Annotated in this window: 18 protein-coding genes and 1 tRNA gene; 8 read left to right on the top strand and 11 right to left on the bottom strand. The window is 69.7% G+C overall.

Annotated features, from left to right (window positions below):
• The first annotated feature begins 3 nt into the window (after window positions 1–3).
• The 3 genes from ACYQZ5_RS12780 (at window position 4) to ACYQZ5_RS12790 (ending at window position 2,010) form a co-directional block, all read left to right on the top strand.
• Entirely contained in the window at window positions 4–534 is a 531-nt protein-coding gene (locus ACYQZ5_RS12780; RefSeq protein ID WP_379731129.1) for a hypothetical protein, read from the top strand.
• 59 nt (window positions 535–593) lie between these two features.
• Window positions 594–1,127 carry a DUF1102 domain-containing protein gene (locus tag ACYQZ5_RS12785; RefSeq protein WP_379731128.1) on the top strand — a complete coding sequence of 178 codons (534 nt, stop codon included), beginning with the start codon at window positions 594–596 and terminating at the stop codon, window positions 1,125–1,127.
• Window positions 1,128–1,341: 214 nt separating this feature from the next.
• Entirely contained in the window at window positions 1,342–2,010 is a 669-nt protein-coding gene (locus tag ACYQZ5_RS12790) for a hypothetical protein (RefSeq protein ID WP_379731127.1), read from the top strand.
• A 9-nt stretch (window positions 2,011–2,019) separates the two neighbouring features.
• On the opposite strand, the gene ACYQZ5_RS12795 is transcribed toward ACYQZ5_RS12790, so the two are convergent.
• Together ACYQZ5_RS12795 and ACYQZ5_RS12800 are read right to left on the bottom strand one after the other, a co-directional pair.
• Window positions 2,020–2,931 (bottom strand): MBL fold metallo-hydrolase, encoded by a 912-nt coding sequence (locus ACYQZ5_RS12795; protein ID WP_379731126.1) that lies wholly within the window; start codon window positions 2,929–2,931, stop codon window positions 2,020–2,022.
• A 474-nt stretch (window positions 2,932–3,405) separates the two neighbouring features.
• The gene (locus tag ACYQZ5_RS12800; RefSeq protein WP_379732584.1) at window positions 3,406–4,542 is read right to left on the bottom strand and encodes a thiolase family protein; all 1,137 of its coding nucleotides are present in this window, start codon (window positions 4,540–4,542) and stop codon (window positions 3,406–3,408) included.
• Window positions 4,543–4,656: 114 nt separating this feature from the next.
• On the opposite strand from ACYQZ5_RS12800, the gene ACYQZ5_RS12805 reads away from it, so the two are divergent.
• From ACYQZ5_RS12805 to ACYQZ5_RS12820, 4 genes are all read left to right on the top strand, one after another.
• Complete coding sequence (locus ACYQZ5_RS12805; RefSeq protein WP_379818130.1) at window positions 4,657–6,447, top strand: flippase activity-associated protein Agl23; 1,791 nt, start codon at window positions 4,657–4,659, stop codon at window positions 6,445–6,447.
• Between the two features lie 52 nt (window positions 6,448–6,499).
• Complete coding sequence (locus tag ACYQZ5_RS12810) at window positions 6,500–7,876, top strand: ATP-binding protein (RefSeq protein ID WP_379732302.1); 1,377 nt, start codon at window positions 6,500–6,502, stop codon at window positions 7,874–7,876.
• A gap of 65 nt (window positions 7,877–7,941) precedes the next feature.
• A complete protein-coding gene (locus tag ACYQZ5_RS12815; RefSeq protein ID WP_459846391.1) occupies window positions 7,942–8,709 on the top strand; it encodes a Nif3-like dinuclear metal center hexameric protein in 768 nt (255 codons plus the stop codon).
• 7 nt (window positions 8,710–8,716) lie between these two features.
• On the top strand, window positions 8,717–9,559 hold the full coding sequence (locus ACYQZ5_RS12820) for a fructosamine kinase family protein (RefSeq protein WP_459846393.1): 843 nt from the start codon (window positions 8,717–8,719) through the stop codon (window positions 9,557–9,559).
• Between the two features lie 4 nt (window positions 9,560–9,563).
• Here the strand turns inward: ACYQZ5_RS12820 and ACYQZ5_RS12825 are convergent, their stop codons facing one another.
• The 3 genes from ACYQZ5_RS12825 to ACYQZ5_RS12835 are packed head-to-tail and all read right to left on the bottom strand — an operon-like array spanning window position 9,564 to window position 12,210.
• Window positions 9,564–11,078: a TrkH family potassium uptake protein gene (locus ACYQZ5_RS12825; protein WP_379818705.1), complete on the bottom strand. Its 1,515-nt coding sequence runs from the start codon at window positions 11,076–11,078 to the stop codon at window positions 9,564–9,566.
• A gap of 51 nt (window positions 11,079–11,129) precedes the next feature.
• Window positions 11,130–11,366 (bottom strand): hypothetical protein, encoded by a 237-nt coding sequence (locus ACYQZ5_RS12830; protein WP_379731653.1) that lies wholly within the window; start codon window positions 11,364–11,366, stop codon window positions 11,130–11,132.
• Between the two features lie 49 nt (window positions 11,367–11,415).
• Window positions 11,416–12,210 (bottom strand): DNA polymerase sliding clamp, encoded by a 795-nt coding sequence (locus ACYQZ5_RS12835; protein ID WP_459846395.1) that lies wholly within the window; start codon window positions 12,208–12,210, stop codon window positions 11,416–11,418.
• Between the two features lie 113 nt (window positions 12,211–12,323).
• Between ACYQZ5_RS12835 and ACYQZ5_RS12840 the strand changes: the two genes are divergently transcribed.
• The gene (locus ACYQZ5_RS12840; protein WP_379731655.1) at window positions 12,324–12,881 is read left to right on the top strand and encodes a DUF8102 family protein; all 558 of its coding nucleotides are present in this window, start codon (window positions 12,324–12,326) and stop codon (window positions 12,879–12,881) included.
• On the opposite strand, the gene ACYQZ5_RS12845 is transcribed toward ACYQZ5_RS12840, so the two are convergent.
• The 6 genes from ACYQZ5_RS12845 to ACYQZ5_RS12870 form a co-directional block, all read right to left on the bottom strand.
• Window positions 12,878–13,990: an ABC transporter substrate-binding protein gene (locus ACYQZ5_RS12845; protein WP_379731656.1), complete on the bottom strand. Its 1,113-nt coding sequence runs from the start codon at window positions 13,988–13,990 to the stop codon at window positions 12,878–12,880. The genes ACYQZ5_RS12840 and ACYQZ5_RS12845 overlap by 4 nt on opposite strands.
• 312 nt (window positions 13,991–14,302) lie before the next feature.
• Window positions 14,303–14,387, bottom strand: a tRNA-Ser gene (locus ACYQZ5_RS12850).
• A 41-nt stretch (window positions 14,388–14,428) separates the two neighbouring features.
• Complete coding sequence (locus tag ACYQZ5_RS12855) at window positions 14,429–14,923, bottom strand: DUF7519 family protein (RefSeq protein ID WP_379818710.1); 495 nt, start codon at window positions 14,921–14,923, stop codon at window positions 14,429–14,431.
• A gap of 55 nt (window positions 14,924–14,978) precedes the next feature.
• A complete protein-coding gene (locus ACYQZ5_RS12860; RefSeq protein ID WP_459846398.1) occupies window positions 14,979–16,253 on the bottom strand; it encodes a DUF58 domain-containing protein in 1,275 nt (424 codons plus the stop codon).
• Window positions 16,250–16,810 carry a DUF7269 family protein gene (locus ACYQZ5_RS12865; RefSeq protein ID WP_459846400.1) on the bottom strand — a complete coding sequence of 187 codons (561 nt, stop codon included), beginning with the start codon at window positions 16,808–16,810 and terminating at the stop codon, window positions 16,250–16,252. Before ACYQZ5_RS12865 ends, ACYQZ5_RS12860 begins: the two co-directional genes overlap by 4 nt.
• Window positions 16,807–17,769, bottom strand: coding sequence for a DUF4129 domain-containing protein (locus ACYQZ5_RS12870; RefSeq protein ID WP_459846403.1), 963 nt, complete (start codon window positions 17,767–17,769; stop codon window positions 16,807–16,809). The genes ACYQZ5_RS12865 and ACYQZ5_RS12870 overlap by 4 nt, the downstream gene beginning before the upstream one ends.
• Window positions 17,770–17,862: the final 93 nt, after the last annotated feature.

Here is a 17,862-nt window from a genome sequence, read left to right on the forward strand (position 1 = left end):
ATTATGAGACGGCGTAGACTGCTAACCGGCCTCGGAACGGTCGTCGGCGGTGGGAGCCTCGCAATCAGCACTGGCGCGTTCACCAGTGTCAGTGCTGAGCGTTCCGTCAGCGTCGAGATTGCCGACGACGCCTACGCGTTCCTTCGAATGAGTCCAATTGCGGACGACGGACTCGGCGGCGAAACGGGGCGATCATCGACCAACGGAGACGTGGTCAAGTTCGAGATCCCCGGGGATGATGACGGCGAGAGCTCCGATGCGGAGGGTGTCGGGATCGACTCGGTCTACGAGTTCCACGACCTGTTCAGCGTGAGCAATCAGGGAACTCAGCCAGTCGAGCTATATAGCACCTACGACGGCGATAACCTCGCCGATCTCGCACTCGTCAACGACGACGGGGTTCTCAAAGACGATCCACCGACACTCGACGTCGGCGACAGCATCGACGTCGGACTCTACATCGACACCCACAGTTCAAGCATTGGTGAGTTCGACGAGACACTGACCATCGTCGCTGATCAACCCGACGACTAACCCACTCCGGCCGTTCGGCGGTTCGACTCCGCCGGTGGGTTTCCCACGAGGGTATCAGTATGAAACGACGCATCTTCATCGCCGGCGTCGGATCGTTCACCGCGGCAAGCACCGCGGCCGTCGGAACGGGCGCGTTCACGAGTGTAAGCGCGGATCGAGCAGTTTCGGTGAGCGTCGCCGAGGACAGTAGCGCGTTCCTCACCTTGAAACAGCACGTCGGCGGGAGGCCAAACCAGGTGTTCTCATCGTACGAAGACGGGAAGCTGGTGCTTGACTTTGATGAGACGGACGTCGGCGGAGAGGGTGTCAACCAAGATGCTGTCACCGAGTTCGCGAACGTGTTCAAACTGGAAAACCATGGCACGCAGGCTGTCAACGTCTGGTTCGAACACGACCTCCCGGGCGTGACGTTCTATCGGTTCGACCCCGACTCGAACAGCCTCGACGGGCCGTCGAACGCGAAGATCGGCCTCGCCGCGGGCGCACACATGAAGATCGGCGTCGAGGTCGACACGACCGCCTCCGGCGCCGGTGACGCCGGCTCGCTCTCCGGAACGGTGACGATCCACGCGAGCGCAGAACCGCCGACGTAGCCGGCGCCGTTCGTCGAGTTCGCCGCATCGACGCCCGATTTCTCCGCCCCCTCGGAGGGGGCCGTAAGCAGTAGAGGTGGTCTCCCCTCGCGATGCTTCCCCACAGGCTCCGCCAGAGCCGGTCGTCGAACCCGACAAGCCGAGGCTGAACGCGCTCAGCCGTGTCAATACTACCCACCTACGCTGTATGCGTGGTGACGAGGCACGATAGCCAATGCAACGACGCAAATTCGTCGCCGGCCTCGGATCGCTCACCGCGGCGGCGGCAGCAGGAATCGGCACGGGGGCGTTCACCAGCGTCTCGGCGGACCGCAGCCTCACCGTCCAGACCGCCGACGACGCGAACGCGCTCCTCGCGATGACCGCCGTCCCGGGGAGCGGCAACGCGGACTACGTCGAGACGGAGGACGGGCAGTTCGCCGCCGACCTCTCGGACGGCAACGACGACCTGCTCGGCGAGGGGGTGAACGCCGGTGCCGTGACGACGGTCGGGGACCTGTTCCGAATCAAGAATCAGGGAACCCAGCCCGTCTACGTCTGGCTCGCTGAGGACGGCGGCCGGAACGGGAGCAAGAGCCACGCGTTCTACGTCGGGTCGTGGAGCGACGACGCCACCGCGATCAGCCTCGCGAACTTCAACGGCGACTACGGCGCGCTCAAAGGGGACGGTCGACAGCGCCAGCCACAGTACGGCGCCGGTGTCGACACCGCCGCGGTCGAACTCGGCGTCGGCGACCACGTGGACGTGGGTCTCGTCGTCGACACCCCCCGAGGCAGCGCCGGTAGCCGCGTCCTGAAAGACGGGCAGGGGGCGACAGTTCACGCGACGGCCGAGCAGTCGTCGCTCGCCGACGTGCTGACGCCGGCAGTCACGCCCGAGTGAGTCCCGGCGTTAGGCCTCCTTCTGCCGCAGGTACGCCAGTACGCCACGCGTGTTCAGCCGCATTTCCGCCTCGGCCTTCTCCTCGCCCCACACCTCGGCCCCAGCCGTCTCGTCGGCGTGGGCGACGAAGTGCTCGATCACCGCGTCGTCGTCCGCCAGCGCCGCCCGCTTCCGCCGCACCGCCTCGACCCACTCCATCAGCGTGCGCTTGTACCCCTGCAGCATCTCCTCGTCGTACGCCCGCGGGCCGAAGTGCGCGAACGCGAGGATCTCCGGCTCCAGATCGGTGATCGTCGACGCGTCCCGGCGGGCCTGATCCAGATCGAACTGCGGCGGCGGGGTGGTCTCCCGGATCGTGTCCACCTCGGGGACGTAGATCCCCGAAGCGTCGCCGGTGTAGACGATCCCCGCGGCGGCGTCGTGGAACACGTGCTGGTGGGGCGCGTGCCCCGGCGCCTCGTGGGCGGTGAGCGTCCGGTCGCCGAGATCCACTGCGTCGCCGTCCGCGAGTCGGGTGAGGCGGTCCTCCGGGATCGGCACCGGTTCGGCGTAGTACTGCCACTGCTCGCCGACGGCGTCCTTCGTGCCGGCGACGAGGCGCTCGGGGTCGATCAGGTGTCGCGCGCCGCGCTCGTGGACGTACGCCTGCGCGCCGGGGTAGTCCTCGAGCAGGTGCCCGGCGCCGCCAGCGTGGTCGAGGTGAACGTGGGTGAGGATCACCGCGTCCAGTTCGTCGATGCCGAGTTCGTCGAGCGCGCCGGTGAGGGCGTCGTAGTCGCCGCCGGTGCCGGAGTCGACGACGGCGGTTCGTTCGCCGTCGATGATGTAGACGGAGCCGTACTGGGGGGTGTCGTACATCCCGGTGTCGACGTAGTGGACGTTCTCGGTGCCTGCGACTGCCTGAACGTCGCCGATGGCCATACGTTGGTGGCCGGTGGGGCGGGAGAAAACGATTCTGGTGACGATTACTGATGGCCGGTTCGGTGGTTGGTGACTGCAACGGTAACCGGGGCGGCGTCTCGATCGTTGGCTACTGGGACAGCACCCGCGACAGCATCTCGATGCTTGACCACTTGCGACCGCAGGGCGCCGGGCATGAAGCCCGGCGCTGTACCGAGTCCCCACCCCTCCCCCCGCGAGCGCCGACCGTCGGCGCTCGCGAGGCGTCCACCGCCACCGCACCGCGGTCGCTGTCGGCGCGAAGCGCGTGCGCCCTCGTGGCGCACGTCAGCGCGAGGGACGAGTGAGCGAAGCGAACGAGTCGGCTGGGGAGGCTTGTGGGCTGTGCGGGGCGGTGCGGTCGCAAGTTGCCAAGTATCGAGTTGCTGTTGCTGTTTGCCGTCGCGGTCGAACGACACCCACAAACAACCAAACCGAAAATCGCCCGAAAAAGCCCTACTCCATCAGGAATTCAATAGCGGCGCCCTGCCCGAAGCCAACACAGAGCGTCGCCAGCCCCCGACTGTCCCCGCGCTTCTCCATCTCGTGCAGCAGCGTCACGGGCAGGCGCGCCCCGCTCGCGCCGAGTGGGTGGCCGATCGCGATCGCGCCGCCGTTGACGTTGAACTGGTCGTCCGGGATGCCCAGTTCCTCCTGTGCGTACACACACTGGGAGGCGAACGCCTCGTTCAGTTCCACGAGGTCGTAGTCCTCGATGTCCGTCCCCGCACGCTCCATCAGCCCCTTCGCCGCCGGCACGGGGCCGATCCCCATCACCGTCGGGTCGACGCCGGCGACCTCGTTCGTGCCGATCTCGGCGACGACCTCGAGGCCATGCTCCTCGGCGAACTCCTCCGAGGTGACCATCACCAGCGACGCCCCGTCGGAGATCTGGCTGGAGTTGCCCGCCGTCACCGTCCCGTCGCCCGTGAACGCCGGCGGGAGATCGGCCAGCTTCTCGGCGGTCGTGCCCGGGCGCAGTCCCTCGTCCTCTTCGACGACGCCGTCCTCGGTCTCGATCGGGAGGATCTCGTCGTCGAAGCGGCCCGACTCCGTGGCCTCGACCGCGCGCTGCTGGCTTCGGGCGGCGTACTCGTCCTGTGCCTCCCGGCTCACGTCGTACTCCTCGGCGACCTTCTCGGCGGTCATCCCCATCTGGAGCTGGAACACGTTGTACCGCTCGGAGATCCCCGGATGGAGGTACTCGTAGGAGTCGCCGTCCATCGGCACCCGGCTCATGTTCTCGACGCCGCCGGCGATGATGCAGTCGCGGTTCCCGGCGGCGACCGCGTCGGCCGCGGAGATGACCGCCTGCATCGAGGAGGCACACCAGCGGTTGATCGTCGTCGCCGGCGTCCCCTCGCCCAGCGGCGAGAGCAGCGAGATGACGCGGGCGACGTTGTTGTCCTGCTCGCCGCGCTGCTGGGCGACGCCCCACATCAGGTCCTCGACCTCCTCGGGGGCGACGCCGGTCGTTTCCAGCGCGTCCTCGATCAGCGGGACCGAGAGGTCCTCGCTTCTGGTCTCCGCGAAGACGCCGTCTTCCTTCCCCTGCGGGGTCCGTCGAGCGTGTACGACGACAGGTGTCGACATACCCCGCACTGGGGGCGGCACCGGGATAAATCCGACCGAACGCGGCGTGCGTGGTCGAGCGTTTCCGATCCCGACGGAGAAAGTACTTACAGCCCCGCCGGGACCGTTCCGGACGTGTCCCGCCCCGCTCGCTGGGCGCGCCGTCGCCCGGTCGCGGCCGTGCTGGCGCTGACGGCGCTCGCCCTCCTCCTCCGGCTGGTCGCGCTGGGCGACCGGACGATGCACTGGGACGAGGCCCGCGTCGCCTACTGGACGCTGCGGTACGTCCGCGGCGCCGGGTTCGTCTACCGCCCCGTCATCCACGGCCCGTTCGTCCCGATCACCGTCGCGCCGCTGTTCCGGCACCTCGGCCCGACGGCGTTCGCGGCCCGGCTCCCGGTCGCGATCCTCGGCGGACTGGCGCCGCTGTCGGCGCTACTCTTCCGCCGTCCCAACATCTCTACCCCAAACACGCTCGATATCGGCCTCGACGACGCCGAAACCGTCGCGCTCGCGGCGTTGCTGGCTGTCACGCCGAGTCTCGTCTACTACTCACGGTTCATGCGCTCGGACGTGCCGCTGGCCGTGTTCGCGCTGGTCGCGCTTGGCTTTGCGGTCCGGGCGCTCGCGACCGGGCGTCGACGCCACGTCGTCGCCGCGGGCCTGTTCGTCGGCCTCGCGATCCCGACGAAGGAGAACGTCCTGCTGTACGCCGTCTGTGCGGTCGGGACGGCGGCAGTCGCGGTCTGCTGGCCCGCCGTGATCCCGCTGCTCCCGTGGCGCGCCGAGAGCGAGCCGAGAGCCGCGGCGACGGCGGCGTTCCGGGATTCGCTCGGTCGCGCCCGCGCTGCCGTTTCCCGCCACCTGCTCGCCGTTCCACTGGCGCTGCTGGTCGCACTGCTCCCAGTCGTGTTCTTCCTCGCACCGCGGGGTCCCGCGGGCGACCCTACGCTGGGCGCCGCGCTGGCGGGTGAGGCGGGCTGGCTCGCGCTGATCGAGCGCGCGACCGTGGGGACGTGGGAGACGTTCGCGTCGAGCCTCTGGGCCGGCAGTCGGGGACACTCCTACCCGATCTACGCCGGGAAGTTACTGGGCTACCTGCTGGTCGGCGCGCTCCCGGTCGTCGTCGGCGCGGGCGTCGCGTTCGTCCGGGAACTTCGCTCGCCGTCGCGCCCGTTGGTCGTCCCGCTTTTCGCGTGGGGCGCCGCCGCGATGCTGGGCTACCCGCTGGCGACGGACATCCCGGCCCCCTGGATCTCGCTGCACATCGCGTTCCCGCTGTTCGTTCCCGCCGCAGTCGGGTGGGTCGCGATCGTCCGGGAGCGCGCGTGGGACGTTGCTCTCCCGGACTCCGAGACGCTCCCCGATTCCGAGACGCGCCGGCGGTACGCCCGCTACGCGCTGGCCGGGCTGGTGGTGCTCTCGGCGGTACAGGTGCCGCTGGTGCTCGCCGCCTCCTCGATCACGCCGCCGCTGTACGTGAACGTGCTCGCGCAGTCCGCCCAGCCGCCCGACGACCTCTCGCCGATGCAGGCGACTGTCGACGATTCACTCGACGACGGCGGCGTGCTGTTCTACGGCGAGGCGTACTACCTCCCCAACGAGACGGTCGACGACGACCCGCCGACGGCGGGCGAGCAGTGGCTCGGCTGGTGGCTCGGCCGCCTGCCGATGGCGTGGTACGTCGAGCGGGCGGGCGCGGAGTCGTCGTACGCTCGCGACGCCGAGGCGCTGCGCGACCGTGAGTCGATCCCGCCGGTCGTGTTCGCCGCGCCCGGGGAGACCGAGGAGGCGGCGTCGGTCCTCGACGAACGGGGGTACGAGCGGACGCGCTACGAACTCGGGCTCTACCACGAGCAGGCGGTCGTCGTGTTCGTCGACGAGTCGAGGCTGGACGGGGTGACGGACAGGTCTGTCCACTCCTGAACGGGGCTGGGGTCCGACGCGCTTAACCGATTGGCCCGGCAACTGTATCGGGATGAGCGACCCCGCCGTCGACGTCGTAGAGTTCCTGTTGACCGCACACACCTACACCGAGGAGGAGGAGTTGGACGAGGACGACCTCCCCCCGCGATACCGGCAGGTGTTCTGGTCCGACGGGTCCATCGAGCGTCCGCTGGCAGTCACGCAGGACCGCGCGCGAACCGCCACCAGCGTCGATCACCCCTGGGACGCCGTCTCCGATCTCCTCTTCACCCAGCGAACGGAGTTCTCCGGCGAGATCTCGCTGACCCAGCCCGACATGGCGCTGGAGTGGTACCTCGATCACGCCGACGAGGATCGGCTCGCCGCCAACCCCACGCTGGCCTACGCCGCCGAGAACGACGCCGACGCCGACGTCGACGTCACCCGCGAGCAGGCCCGCGAGGAGAACCAGCCCATTCAGGCCGACCGCGTCTGGATCGACTCGCTGCTCGACGAGTACTTCGATGAGGAGGAGGACGCGGAGATGCTCGACCTCGTGCACATCCTCGCGCCCGAGGAGATCGAGACCACGCTCGACGACCTCGTCCTCACCGAGGACCAGAGCAACGAGGTCCAGAAGATCGTCACCGCGATCGAGAACCGCGACTACCTCGCCAGCATCGGCCTGAGCGAGATCGGGAAGATCCTGTTCGTCGGCCCGCCCGGCACCGGGAAGACCACCATCTCCCGCGGGCTGGCCCACGAGCTCGGGCTCCCGTTCGTCGAGGTGAAGCTGTCGATGGTCACCAGCCAGTATCTCGGCGAGACGGCCAAGAACGTCGAGAAGACGTTCGAGGTTGCCAAGCGGCTCTCCCCGTGTATCCTGTTCATCGACGAGTTCGACTCCGTCGCGAAGACCCGGAAGTCCGACGAGCACGCCGCGCTGAAGCGGGCGGTCAACACGCTGCTGAAGAGCATCGACGACATCTCGCTGGTGCGCGACGAGGTGCTCACGGTGGCCGCCACGAACCACCCCGACCAGCTCGACGCCGCCGCGTGGCGGCGCTTCGACGAGGTCGTGAACTTCCCCAAGCCCGACCGCCAGATGCGCGCGGACATCCTCCGCATCGTCACCCAGGACATGCAGATGGCGGAGTTCGACCCCGACGCGGTCGCCGACGAGACCGAGGGACTCACCGGCTCCGACCTCCGGATGGTGCTGCGGGAGGCCGTCCTGCAGGCGCTGACGGAGGGCCGACGCGAGCTCACACAGGAAGACGTGATGGACGCGGTCAAGGGGTTCGAGGAGCGGGACAACCTCAAGAACATGGACGACTTCGAGAACTGGGAGGGCTCCCCGGGGAGCGACACCGAGTCCGACCACGACCACTCACACGACGGCGCCCACGAACACGAGCACGAAGTCGAGACGGAACCCTCAGACGACTGACGACGGCGCCCGACCTGCCACCCGAAGCCGCGGGGTACAAGCCGTCCGCGCTCGACGGCTCCCGCATGGATCGCGCAGACTTCTTCGACAAACTCGACGAGGAGCTTCGCACCGACGCGTACGCCGACGTGGACGCAAGCCCCAACGGGCTGCAGATCGGGAGTCGGGAGGGCGAACTGGAGACCGTCGCGTTCGCCGTCGACGCCGCCGAGGCGACGATCGAGGCCGCACTCGACGCCGGCGCCGACGCGCTGGTCACCCACCACGGGATCGTCTGGGGCGGGCTGGACCGCGTCACCGGCCGCGAGTACGACCGGATCGAGCCGCTGATCCGAAACGACCTCCCGCTGTACGTCTCCCATCTCCCGCTGGACGGCCATCCGACGATCGGTAACGCCGCCGGCGTGGCGGACCTGCTGGACCTCGCGGCACGGGAGCCGTTCGGCGAGGTCGGTCCCGAGACGGTCGGCCTGCTCGGCGAGCGCGAGGAGCCGATCAACGTCGGCGCACTCTCGGAGCTGCTGGCCGACGAACTCGACACCGGCGGCGAGGGCGTCCAGACGCTCGCGTTCGGCCCCGAAACGGTCGAGCGGGTGGCGGTGCTCACCGGCAGCGGCGCCGACTGGCTGGACGAGGCCGTCGACGCCGGCGCCGACGCGCTGATCACCGGCGAGGGGAAGGGGAAGCTGTACCACGAGGCCCGCGAGGCGGGGATCAACGTCCTGCTGGCGGGCCACTACGCGACCGAGACGTTCGGCGTTCGGTCGCTGGCGGCGCTGGCCGAGGAGTGGGGGCTGGAGACGGTGTTCGTCGACCACCCGACCGGGCTCTGATCCCTGCATGAACGACGACACGCGCCGGGCCGTCGAGTCGTGGGCCGGGTCGAGCGTCGACTCGGCGACCGAACTCGACGGCGGCGAGGTGGGGAGCGTCCACCGCGTCGATCTCGGCGACGGGCGCCGCGTCGTCGCGAAGACAGCCGACACCGATCTCCGGACCGAGGCGACGATGCTCCGCCACCTCGCCGAGCACGGGCTGGCGGTGCCCGAGGTGTACCACGCGACCGCGGACCTGCTCCTGCTGGCGTTCGTCGACGGGGGATCGGCGGTCACGCCGAGCGTCGAGCGCGACCTCGCCGACCGACTCGCCGCGCTGCACAGCAACGGGGCGCCGACGTTCGGCTTCCCCGTGGACACGCTCACCGGACGGCTCGACCTGCCGAACCCCCGGATCGGGGACTGGCCGACGTTCTTCGGCGAGCACCGGCTGGCGTCCATGGCCGAGCACGCGGCCGGGGAGGGACTCCTGCCGGCCGCCGATCGCGACCGGATCGACGCGCTCGTTTCGGACCTGCCCTCGCTGCTCGACCACGAACCCACCCCGGCGCTGATCCACGGCGACGTGTGGGCCGAGAACCTGATTACGGACGGCGAGCGCGTGCGGGCGTTCCTCGATCCGGCGTGTTACTACGCCGATCCGGAGGTCGAGTTGGCCTACATCGAGTGGACCGGGACGGGCGGCGAGGAGTTCTTCGACCGCTACCGGGAGCGGGCGGGACTGCCCGACGGCGTCGCCGATCGGCGGCCGATATACCGACTGCTGCCGCTGTTGGTCCACCTGCGTCACTTCGGCGAGGCGTACCTCGACCCGATCCGGGAGACGCTGGAACTGCTGGGGTACTGAGCGCTCAGCGCGTCCAGAACGACGGCGTGAAGAGCACCAGCACCGAGAGCACCTCCAGCCGGCCGATCCACATCAGGAACACCATGAACAGCTTCGCGGCGTCGGAGAACGGCAGGAAGCTGTCCATCGGTCCCACCGGCCCGTAGCCCGGGCCGACGTTGCCCAGCGTCGCGATGGCGGCGCTCATCGCCTCCAGCCCCGAGAGCGTCAGTTCGGGCGTGCGGTGGCTGTCGAGGTAGAGCAGGACCGTCCCCAGCGCGAACAGGCCGAGGAAGAGGACGACGAACACGAGCACCTCCATGATCGTCTCCTCCTCGACGACGTCGTCGTTCAGCCGGACGGGCCTGATGGCGTCGGGGTGGGCGGCGACGAACAGCGAGCGGTCGGTCGCCCGCTTGGCGATCACCCAGCGGACGATCTTGATCGAGCCGGCCGCCGAGCCGGCCGAGCCGCCGAGGAAGTACGCGAACAGCAGGATCGTCTGCGCGGAGGCGTCCCACGTGTTGAGGTCCATGCTGGCGTAGCCGGTGGTGGTGATGATCGCGACAGTCTGGAACAGCCCCTGCCGGAGCGCGTTCTCGACGTTGCCCGCGATCGGGTCGACGTTCGTCGGCGCCTCGGCGATCCCGACGCCGAGGTACAGCACCGCGGAGAGCACCGCGCCGACGCCGAGGACGGCGAGCAGGTACGCCCGGAACTCCGCGTTGTCGGTCAGGTGGCGGGGGTTCCCCCGGAACACGTGCCAGAACAGCGCGAAGTTGGTCCCGGCGAGCAGCATGAACGGCATCATCGCCCACTGGATCGCGGGCACGAACGCCTCGGCGCTGCGTGGCTCCGGCGAGAAGCCGCCGGTGGGGAGGGTGGTGAGCGCGTGGGCGACGGCGTTGTAGAGGTCCATGGTCGGCGCGACGCCGACGGCGCCGAGCACCGCGTAGACCAGCGCGGCGAGCAGCGTGAATCCGGCGTAGATACCCCAGAGCACGCGGGCGGTTTCCCTGATCCGGGGGGTGAGCTTCTCGAAGGAGAGCCCGGGCGCCTCCTGATTGATGACCTGTGCGCCGCCGACGGAAATCTGGGGCAGTATGGCGACCATGAGGACGAGAATCCCCATCCCGCCGAGCCACTGGGTGAGCTGTCGCCACAGCAGCATCGCGTGCCCGTGGCGCTCGACGGAGATCCGGCCGAGGACGGTCGCGCCGGTGGTCGTGAATCCCGACATCGACTCGAACAGCGCGTTGACCGGCGACGCGACCGTGCCGGTGCCGGCGACGAGGTACGGGACGGTGCCCGCCAGCGGGACGGCCAGCCACGCGAGGCTGACGAGCAGGAACGCCTCGCGGCGGCCGAGTTCGCCCTCGCGGCCGAGCACGCGCTCGAACAGCAGTCCGACCGCGAGCATCACCGCGCTGGTCACGACGAACGGGAGAATGCTCTCGCCGTAGTAGAGTGCGGCCAGCAACGGGACCAGCGGAGCGAGCCCGATGTACTGGAGGACTTGGCCGACGAATCCGACGCTCACTCGGTACTCGACGTGCGTGTTCAGGTCCAAATCTATCGAGCGTCGAAGGACTCAGTTCGCGCCCGACCGGGGCGAGAGCGCGATCTCTTCGATCCGGGCCTGCTCGTCCGCGATCCGCCGGAGCTCGACCGCCATCCCCTCGTCCCCGTCCCGGCTCTCGATCTGGGCCATCCGGTCGGCAGTGCTCGCGAGCAGCGCCGCCGCCTCCGCGATCGTCTCGCGCTCCCCCTCCTCCAACCGAGAGACGATCTCGGTGTAGCACTGCTCGGTCGGCTCTTCGGTGCTCATACCGGCCGTTCTCGGGGCGGGACCATCAAACCCCGTGTGCGGGGTCGAGTCAGGCGACCGAACGGCGAGGCGAGAGCAGGAACGTCGCCGCCCCCGCACCGTCGGCGACGGCGAAGGCGAGCGTCACCGGCTGTTCGCTCCCCAGTTCCACCGTCACCTCGCTGTCGGCCGGGATCGGGCGGGCCATCTCCCGGAGGTAGTCGAGCGAGAACAGCGACTCGGCGTCGGCCGGCGAGAGCGCGGCCAGTTCTTCCCGCGGGAACGAGAGCGCCACATCGTCGGTGTCGCCGGCGGCTTCGGCGTAGAACGCCCCCGCCTCGGGGTCGACGCCCAGCGTGAGGTGGGTCGACACCATGTCGGCGGCGTCGACGACCCGCGAGATCCCCCGACCGTCGAGAGCCAGTTCGGCGGGGCAGTCGTACTCCATCTCGGCGGGATCCAGCGGTTCGCGGATCGCCTCGGGGTCGATCAGCCCCAGCGTGTACGCGAGTTCGCCCACCAGCACGTGGAGCCGGCGGCGCTCGGCGTCGAGCACGAGTCGCACCGAGTCGCCGGAATCCGCGAGGCCGACCACCTCCGCGAGTCGCGCCACGTCCACGCCGACCGTCTCCCCGTTGGCCTCGTAGCGCTCGAAGGCGTCCGCGGGGAGGTCGATCGAGACGGCGGCGACGTTCGCGGGGTCGACCGCACGCACGCGGAGGCCCTCGACGGCCAGTTCGAGCCGGCACTCGTCGACCAGCGCGTCGAGCACCGCGAGGGACTCCGCCAGTCGGTCGGCGTCGATCGCGGCGTCGACGGCTGGGTTCTGTGGCAACGGAACGGTGGGGGAGACGGCTTCGGGCATGGGAGAGTTCGCGGCCGGACGGCCCAAAAGCGTTTCTCACAGGAAACCGGTAGATAATTCGATACCGAGTATGGAACGCCGTCTTTAACAGATAGCATACTCGGTATTGGAGTATGGACGACACCGGCCGCGACCGCGGGATACTGAGCGAGGCCGACCGCGCGTACCTGCGCGGGGAGGCGGAGTTCTCGAGCGTCCAGTCCGAGCGCAACGCCCGGGCGCGCATCCGCGATCGGCTGTTCGAGGCGGTGCGGGACTTCGAGCTGCTGGTCGAGCAGTTGGACGAGCGCGACCGGGAGCTGGTGTTCGAGAAGCGCTTCGGGAGTATGGCGGGCACCGAGGCGTTCGACGCGCTGGTCTCGGCGCTCGCACTGCTGTACCGGGGTATCGACGACACCGAACTCGAGTTCGAGGAGCTGCTGAACGAGGCGGTCAACGTCGCGGAGGCCGGCGAGGGGCGGGCGGCGACGGTCGATCTGGACGTGACCTACGAGCGGCTGAGTCCCGAGAGCCTGCTGCACAAACTCGAGAGCGGCGAGGAGCTGTCGCTGACGGAGTTGGCGTACCTCCACGGCCACGACGACGTGAGCCGGGACCGGTTAGCCAGATACGTCGCCGAAGATGAGCCCGTCGACGACGGCCGGATCCAGTCGAAGGTGACGGAGTTCTAGAACTCGCCGTTGACGATGTCGCTCACGCGGCCGGCGTCGTACAGCCGTTCGTCGACGCCGTAGAGGTCCTCGGCCAGCCGCTGGGTGACGACGAAGTGCGTGATCGGGCCTTGGTACAGCGGGCCGGCGCGGTACACGTCGCCGTTCTGGACCGCGGTCAGGTCGCTGGCGACGTCGTGGTTCTCCATGAACGAGACGACCGTGTTCTGGAACTCCTCGGCGGTCTGGTGCTCGTGGCCGCGGCAGAGCAGCACCTCGGGATCGATTTCGAGCAGCGTCTCGTAGTCGACCTCGCTGCGGTTGCTGTGGAAGTCGCGCACCTCGGTGTTCGCGAAGGCGTCCTGCACGCCCAGTTCGCGGAGGTGCTTGAAGCTCGTCCCCTCGCCGACGATGTACGGCGAGAACGACTCGGGCTCGTTGCCGGCGGCCCAGACGACCGCGGCCTCGGGGCGCTCGCCCTCGGCGGGCACGACCCCCTCGACGTTCGACTGGAACTCGGAGTGCAGGTCCGTGAACGCGTCGTAGCGCTCGGTCTCTTGGAACACCTCGGCGAGCTTGCCGAACGCCTCGTAGAGGTCGTAGTACTGGTACTCCTCGTGCCAGCCGTAGCCGGTCGAGAAGATGCTGTTGCCGAAGAACGGCCCGACGTTCTCCTCGATCTCGTCGACGTCGGCCTGCTCCCACCCGCTGAAGCGGTTCATCAGGAAGTTCGGGTCGATGACGTGGACGTCGGCACCGAGCTCGTAGAACAGCTCCTTGCTCACGCCGTCCTGATAGAGGTCGGTCATCCCCTCGGTGTCGACGCTCACGCCGTCGATCTCGTCGTAGTACTGGGTGTGGTAGCGGCTGGTGAGCCACAGCGCCTCCGGCGGCGCCTGCCCCAGCGCGATCCCCATGTCGGCCCAGCTGCCGTTGTTGGCGACCCACGTCTCGGGGACGCCGTCGAACTCGACTTCGCCCACCGGCTCCATCGAGACGGTGTAGCTGCCGCCGTTCCCGGCCGGGGTGTCGGTCCCGTCGCCGCCGGTACAGCCCGCCAGCAGGCCGCTGGCGACGACGGCACCGCTTGCCAGATACGCTCGACGCGTCGACTTCGGTTGGTCGTCCATACGGATTAGGCCGACCTAATCGTGTATAAGCCCGTCGAAGTTTAGGCGGGCCGAAATCGTGTCGGGACGCGGAACAGTCCGGCCGTTCCGGCGGCGTGCGGGCCGTTCGGACGGTCCGTTCGACGGCGCCGAAGCCGAGCCACTGCTCGGGCGTGTCTGAGTGGAGAACCGCCGAGGAGGGGTTCGAACTACGGCCGTTCCGCTCACTCCGTTCGCTCCACTCCCTGATTCAAATCCTCCGTACAGCTTCGACCGCGTACGGCGCCGTGCCCGGATCCGACGCTCCGGGCTGGGCGCGTTGTACTACAGAAACGCCGAGGAGGGGATTTGAACCCCTGAGTCCGTGAGGACAGTAGATTTCGAATCTACCGCCTTGGCCAGGCTAGGCTACCTCGGCTCATCCAATCGTGGGACGTGCTGCGGTTAATCGGTTACGGTTCAGCGTAACGCGTTCAGCAGCGCGACCGCGCCGACCACCAGCAGGAACACCGACGCGATCGGCTGCCCGCCCGCGGCGGCGACGTACACGCCGAAGCCGACGGCGACGGCGAGGCTGCCGACGAGGAACGACGACGCGACGTGGACGACCTCCGCCCGTGTCGTGTCGGTCTCTTTCCCCAGCTGCTCGCCGACGGAGACGGCGTTGCTGGCGGCGTCCCACGCGAGCACCCCGAACAGCGCGCCGATCAGCACCGGCAGCGGCGGCGCCCCCGTGTAGCCGGCGTACAGCACGCCGAGCAGCAGGAGGCCGCCGCCGTTGGTGACCAGCCGACGCGACGCCCGCGCCAGCCCCGCGGCCAGCACGAGCAGTCCGATGCCCGAGACGGCGGCGCCGGTCGGCGCCACGAGCGCCGTCGCGGTGATCGACAGCAGCGCGAAGCCGCCCGAGACGGCGACGCCGAATCGGGACGGCTCGCGGGTGATTTCGCTCATCGCTCCCACCTCCGCTCGTGACGGCGAGCGGTCTTGTGGGCTCGAGGAGCGCAGGTCATCGAGACCACCTCCGGGTCGCCCGCGCGAGATCGACCGCCAGCGGGCGCTCGCCCCAGTCGATCACCCGGATGCCGTGGCTCCGGAGGTCTCGGAGCCGCGTGTCGCGTTCGAGCCGGGCGAGGCGGTGGGGGGCGGTGTCGTCGGTCGTCGGGTCCGGGCTGATCAGCGTGAGCTGGTGGCCGTAGGCGTCGAGCCGCTCGGCGACCGACGCGATGTAGTCGTCGGTGACGGGGCTGAACAGCACGATCTGGGCGTCCGCGGGGAGCCGGCGGCGGAGGCGCCGCAGCGAGATCGAGGGGTAGAACGGTCCCTCGGCGGGCGAGACCGAGAACGCCGCGTGGTCCGCGAGCAGCCGCCGGGCGGTCGCGCGGTGCTGTTCGCCCGTCGCGGGCGCGAGCCAGCACTCCTCCGGGCCGAAGCTCGCGATCCCCACCCGGTCGCCCGTCGACAGCAGCGCCGAGAACGCCTCGCCGGCGGCCTCGACGCTCCGCTCGACGGCGTTGGGCGTCTCCTCGTCCGGCGCACGGTACGCCTCCTCCCGGGTGTCGATCAGCAGCACCACCGTCGCCGCTCGCTCCTCGCGGAACGAGATCGTCGAGAGCTCGCCGCTGCGGGCGTAGCGGTTCCAGTCCACCCGCGAGAGCGGGTCGCCCCGGCGGTACTCCCGGGTGGAGTGGAACTCCAGCCCGGAGCCGGCCACGTCGGTCGCGACCCGGCCGGAGTACGGCGTCGTGAGCCCGCGCAGCGGGAGGTCGCTGCTGGCCTCGAGTGTCGGGAGACAGCGCAGCGTCGTTTCCGCCTCGACCTCGACCGAGCGCTCCCGGGAGCCGCTGGCGTTGCGGACCACCGCGGTCAGCGGCTGCCACTCGTGGCGCCCGCGGCTCGTCGTCACGGTGTAGCTGAACGTCGCGCGCTTGCCCGGCCGGAGCGCGGTGCCCAGCCGCGCGGCGCCGTCGGTGACGGAAAGCCCCGGCGGGACGCCGTCGATCAGCCGGAGGTCCGGCAGCGTCGCGGCCCCCTCGTTCTCGACGGTGACCGTCACCGTCACCTCCTCGTCGGGCGCCGGCGACTCCTCGGACAGCTCCCGCTCGACGCTGAGCGCGGCCGGCGGCGCCTCGCCCAGCCGGGCGTACGCCGAGAACCCCACGCCGACCAGCGAGACGAGGAACAGCGCCGGCCGCTGGAACGGAAGCCCCAGTGCGAACGCGACGAACGCCAGCGCACCGATCCCCGCCCAGTGCTCGGTGTCGATCGCCTCGCCCGCGCTCATCGGCCACCCCCGGACGCGAGCTCCTCGACCACGCGGACCGTGCGGCCGAACGCCGCCTCGTACTGCGAGAACGGCGCCGCCGCGAGCAGGCGCGCCCGCTCGGCGGGGGCGAGCCCCACGTCACGGCTCAGGAACCACGCCGCGACCGGGTCGTCGGTCCACTCGCCGTCCTCGATCCGGTCGCGCGCCTCGTCCTCGGAACAGCCCTCGGCGTCGGCGATGGCCGCGGCCGCGACCGCGACGAGCCGCTCGCGGAGCTGATCGCGGGATCGGTTGACGCCGCGGGAGCGGTTGCTGGCGAACCCCATCAGCTCGCGGAGGTCGTCGCCGGGAGCCGGCGCCTCGTAGCGCCGCTCGGGGTCGCCGGTCTCCGTCTCGTAGATCGGCGTCCGGCGCCGGGCGAGGACGGTGCTCACCGACTGGATCCCGGCGGCAATCGCGACCAACAGCACGAAGATCCAGCTCCCGGGGAGCAGCCCCGCGAACTCCTGCTGGAACGAGACGAACAGCCCCACGAGCACCGCGACGGCGCCGAGGCCGGCGAGGGAACGCCTCATTCCGCACCCTCCTCGGCGTAGCTCTCCTCGATCCGCCGCAGCGCCGCGGTCGCGCGCTGCTCGCGCTCGGCGGTCACCTCGCGGTCGCCGTACCGCACTTCCTCGAACAGGTCCGTAAGTTCGCGCACGTCGTCCGGCTCCATCCCGGCGTCGACGGCCGCCGCCGCGAACTCCGCCGGCGTCGAGGACTCGGGGTGCTCGACCGCGAGGTGGGTGGTCATCTCGACCCAGGCGCGGAACACCTCGTTGTCGAAGGAGTCGCCCGCCTCGATCCGGTCGGCGGCCTCGCCGGCGAGCCGGCCGACCGCCGCGATATCGGGGTTCACCTCCTCCTCGTCCGGCTCGCGGTCGATCTGTGAGTCGACAATGTCGTCGGCCGAAGCGATGTACAGCAGCACGATCGCCGCGATAAGCAGGACGACGAGGACGATCACGAGCAGCACCGACGGCTGGCTGGTCGCGGTGTCCGCGGCGGCACCGAGCCCGCCGCTGCCGCCGCTGCTCCCGTTGACGGTCCGGCTTCCGTTGGCCGGCTGCTGGGCCGGCGACGCCTGCTGGATCGTCTGACAGGTCGCGAGCGCGTACCAGAGCATGTAGACGATCGGCCCGTAGAGGACCGCCGTCACGGCGCCCATCGCCGCCGAGTCGGTTCGCCGCCAGACGTAGCCCGCGAGCGCGACGACGGAGCCGCCGAGCAGGAGCTTCGCCGGGAGCGTCTGGAGGACGGCGATGCAGGCGCCGCCGACCTGTCCGCCCAGTTGCATGGCACTGGCGCCGGTCCCGCTTCCGTTGTCGCCGCCGCTCCCGCCGTTCCCGCTCCCGAAGCCGCTCCCGCTCCCGGAGCCGAGCCCTGACCCCGAGTCGGTGTCGGCAGGGTTCTCCAGCGTGGCGCCCGCGGCGCCGATGGCGAGGAGGGCGAGGAGGGCGAGGACGATCGCGACTGCAGTGTCCCGCTGCACACCGCGTGGTTGTTACAACCAAGGTATAGTGGTTTCGTTGACGAAAGCGATCGTCGTAGGGAACCGACCCGGCGTGCCGGCACCGGCCCGCTT

The organism is Halolamina salina, from assembly GCF_054653455.1.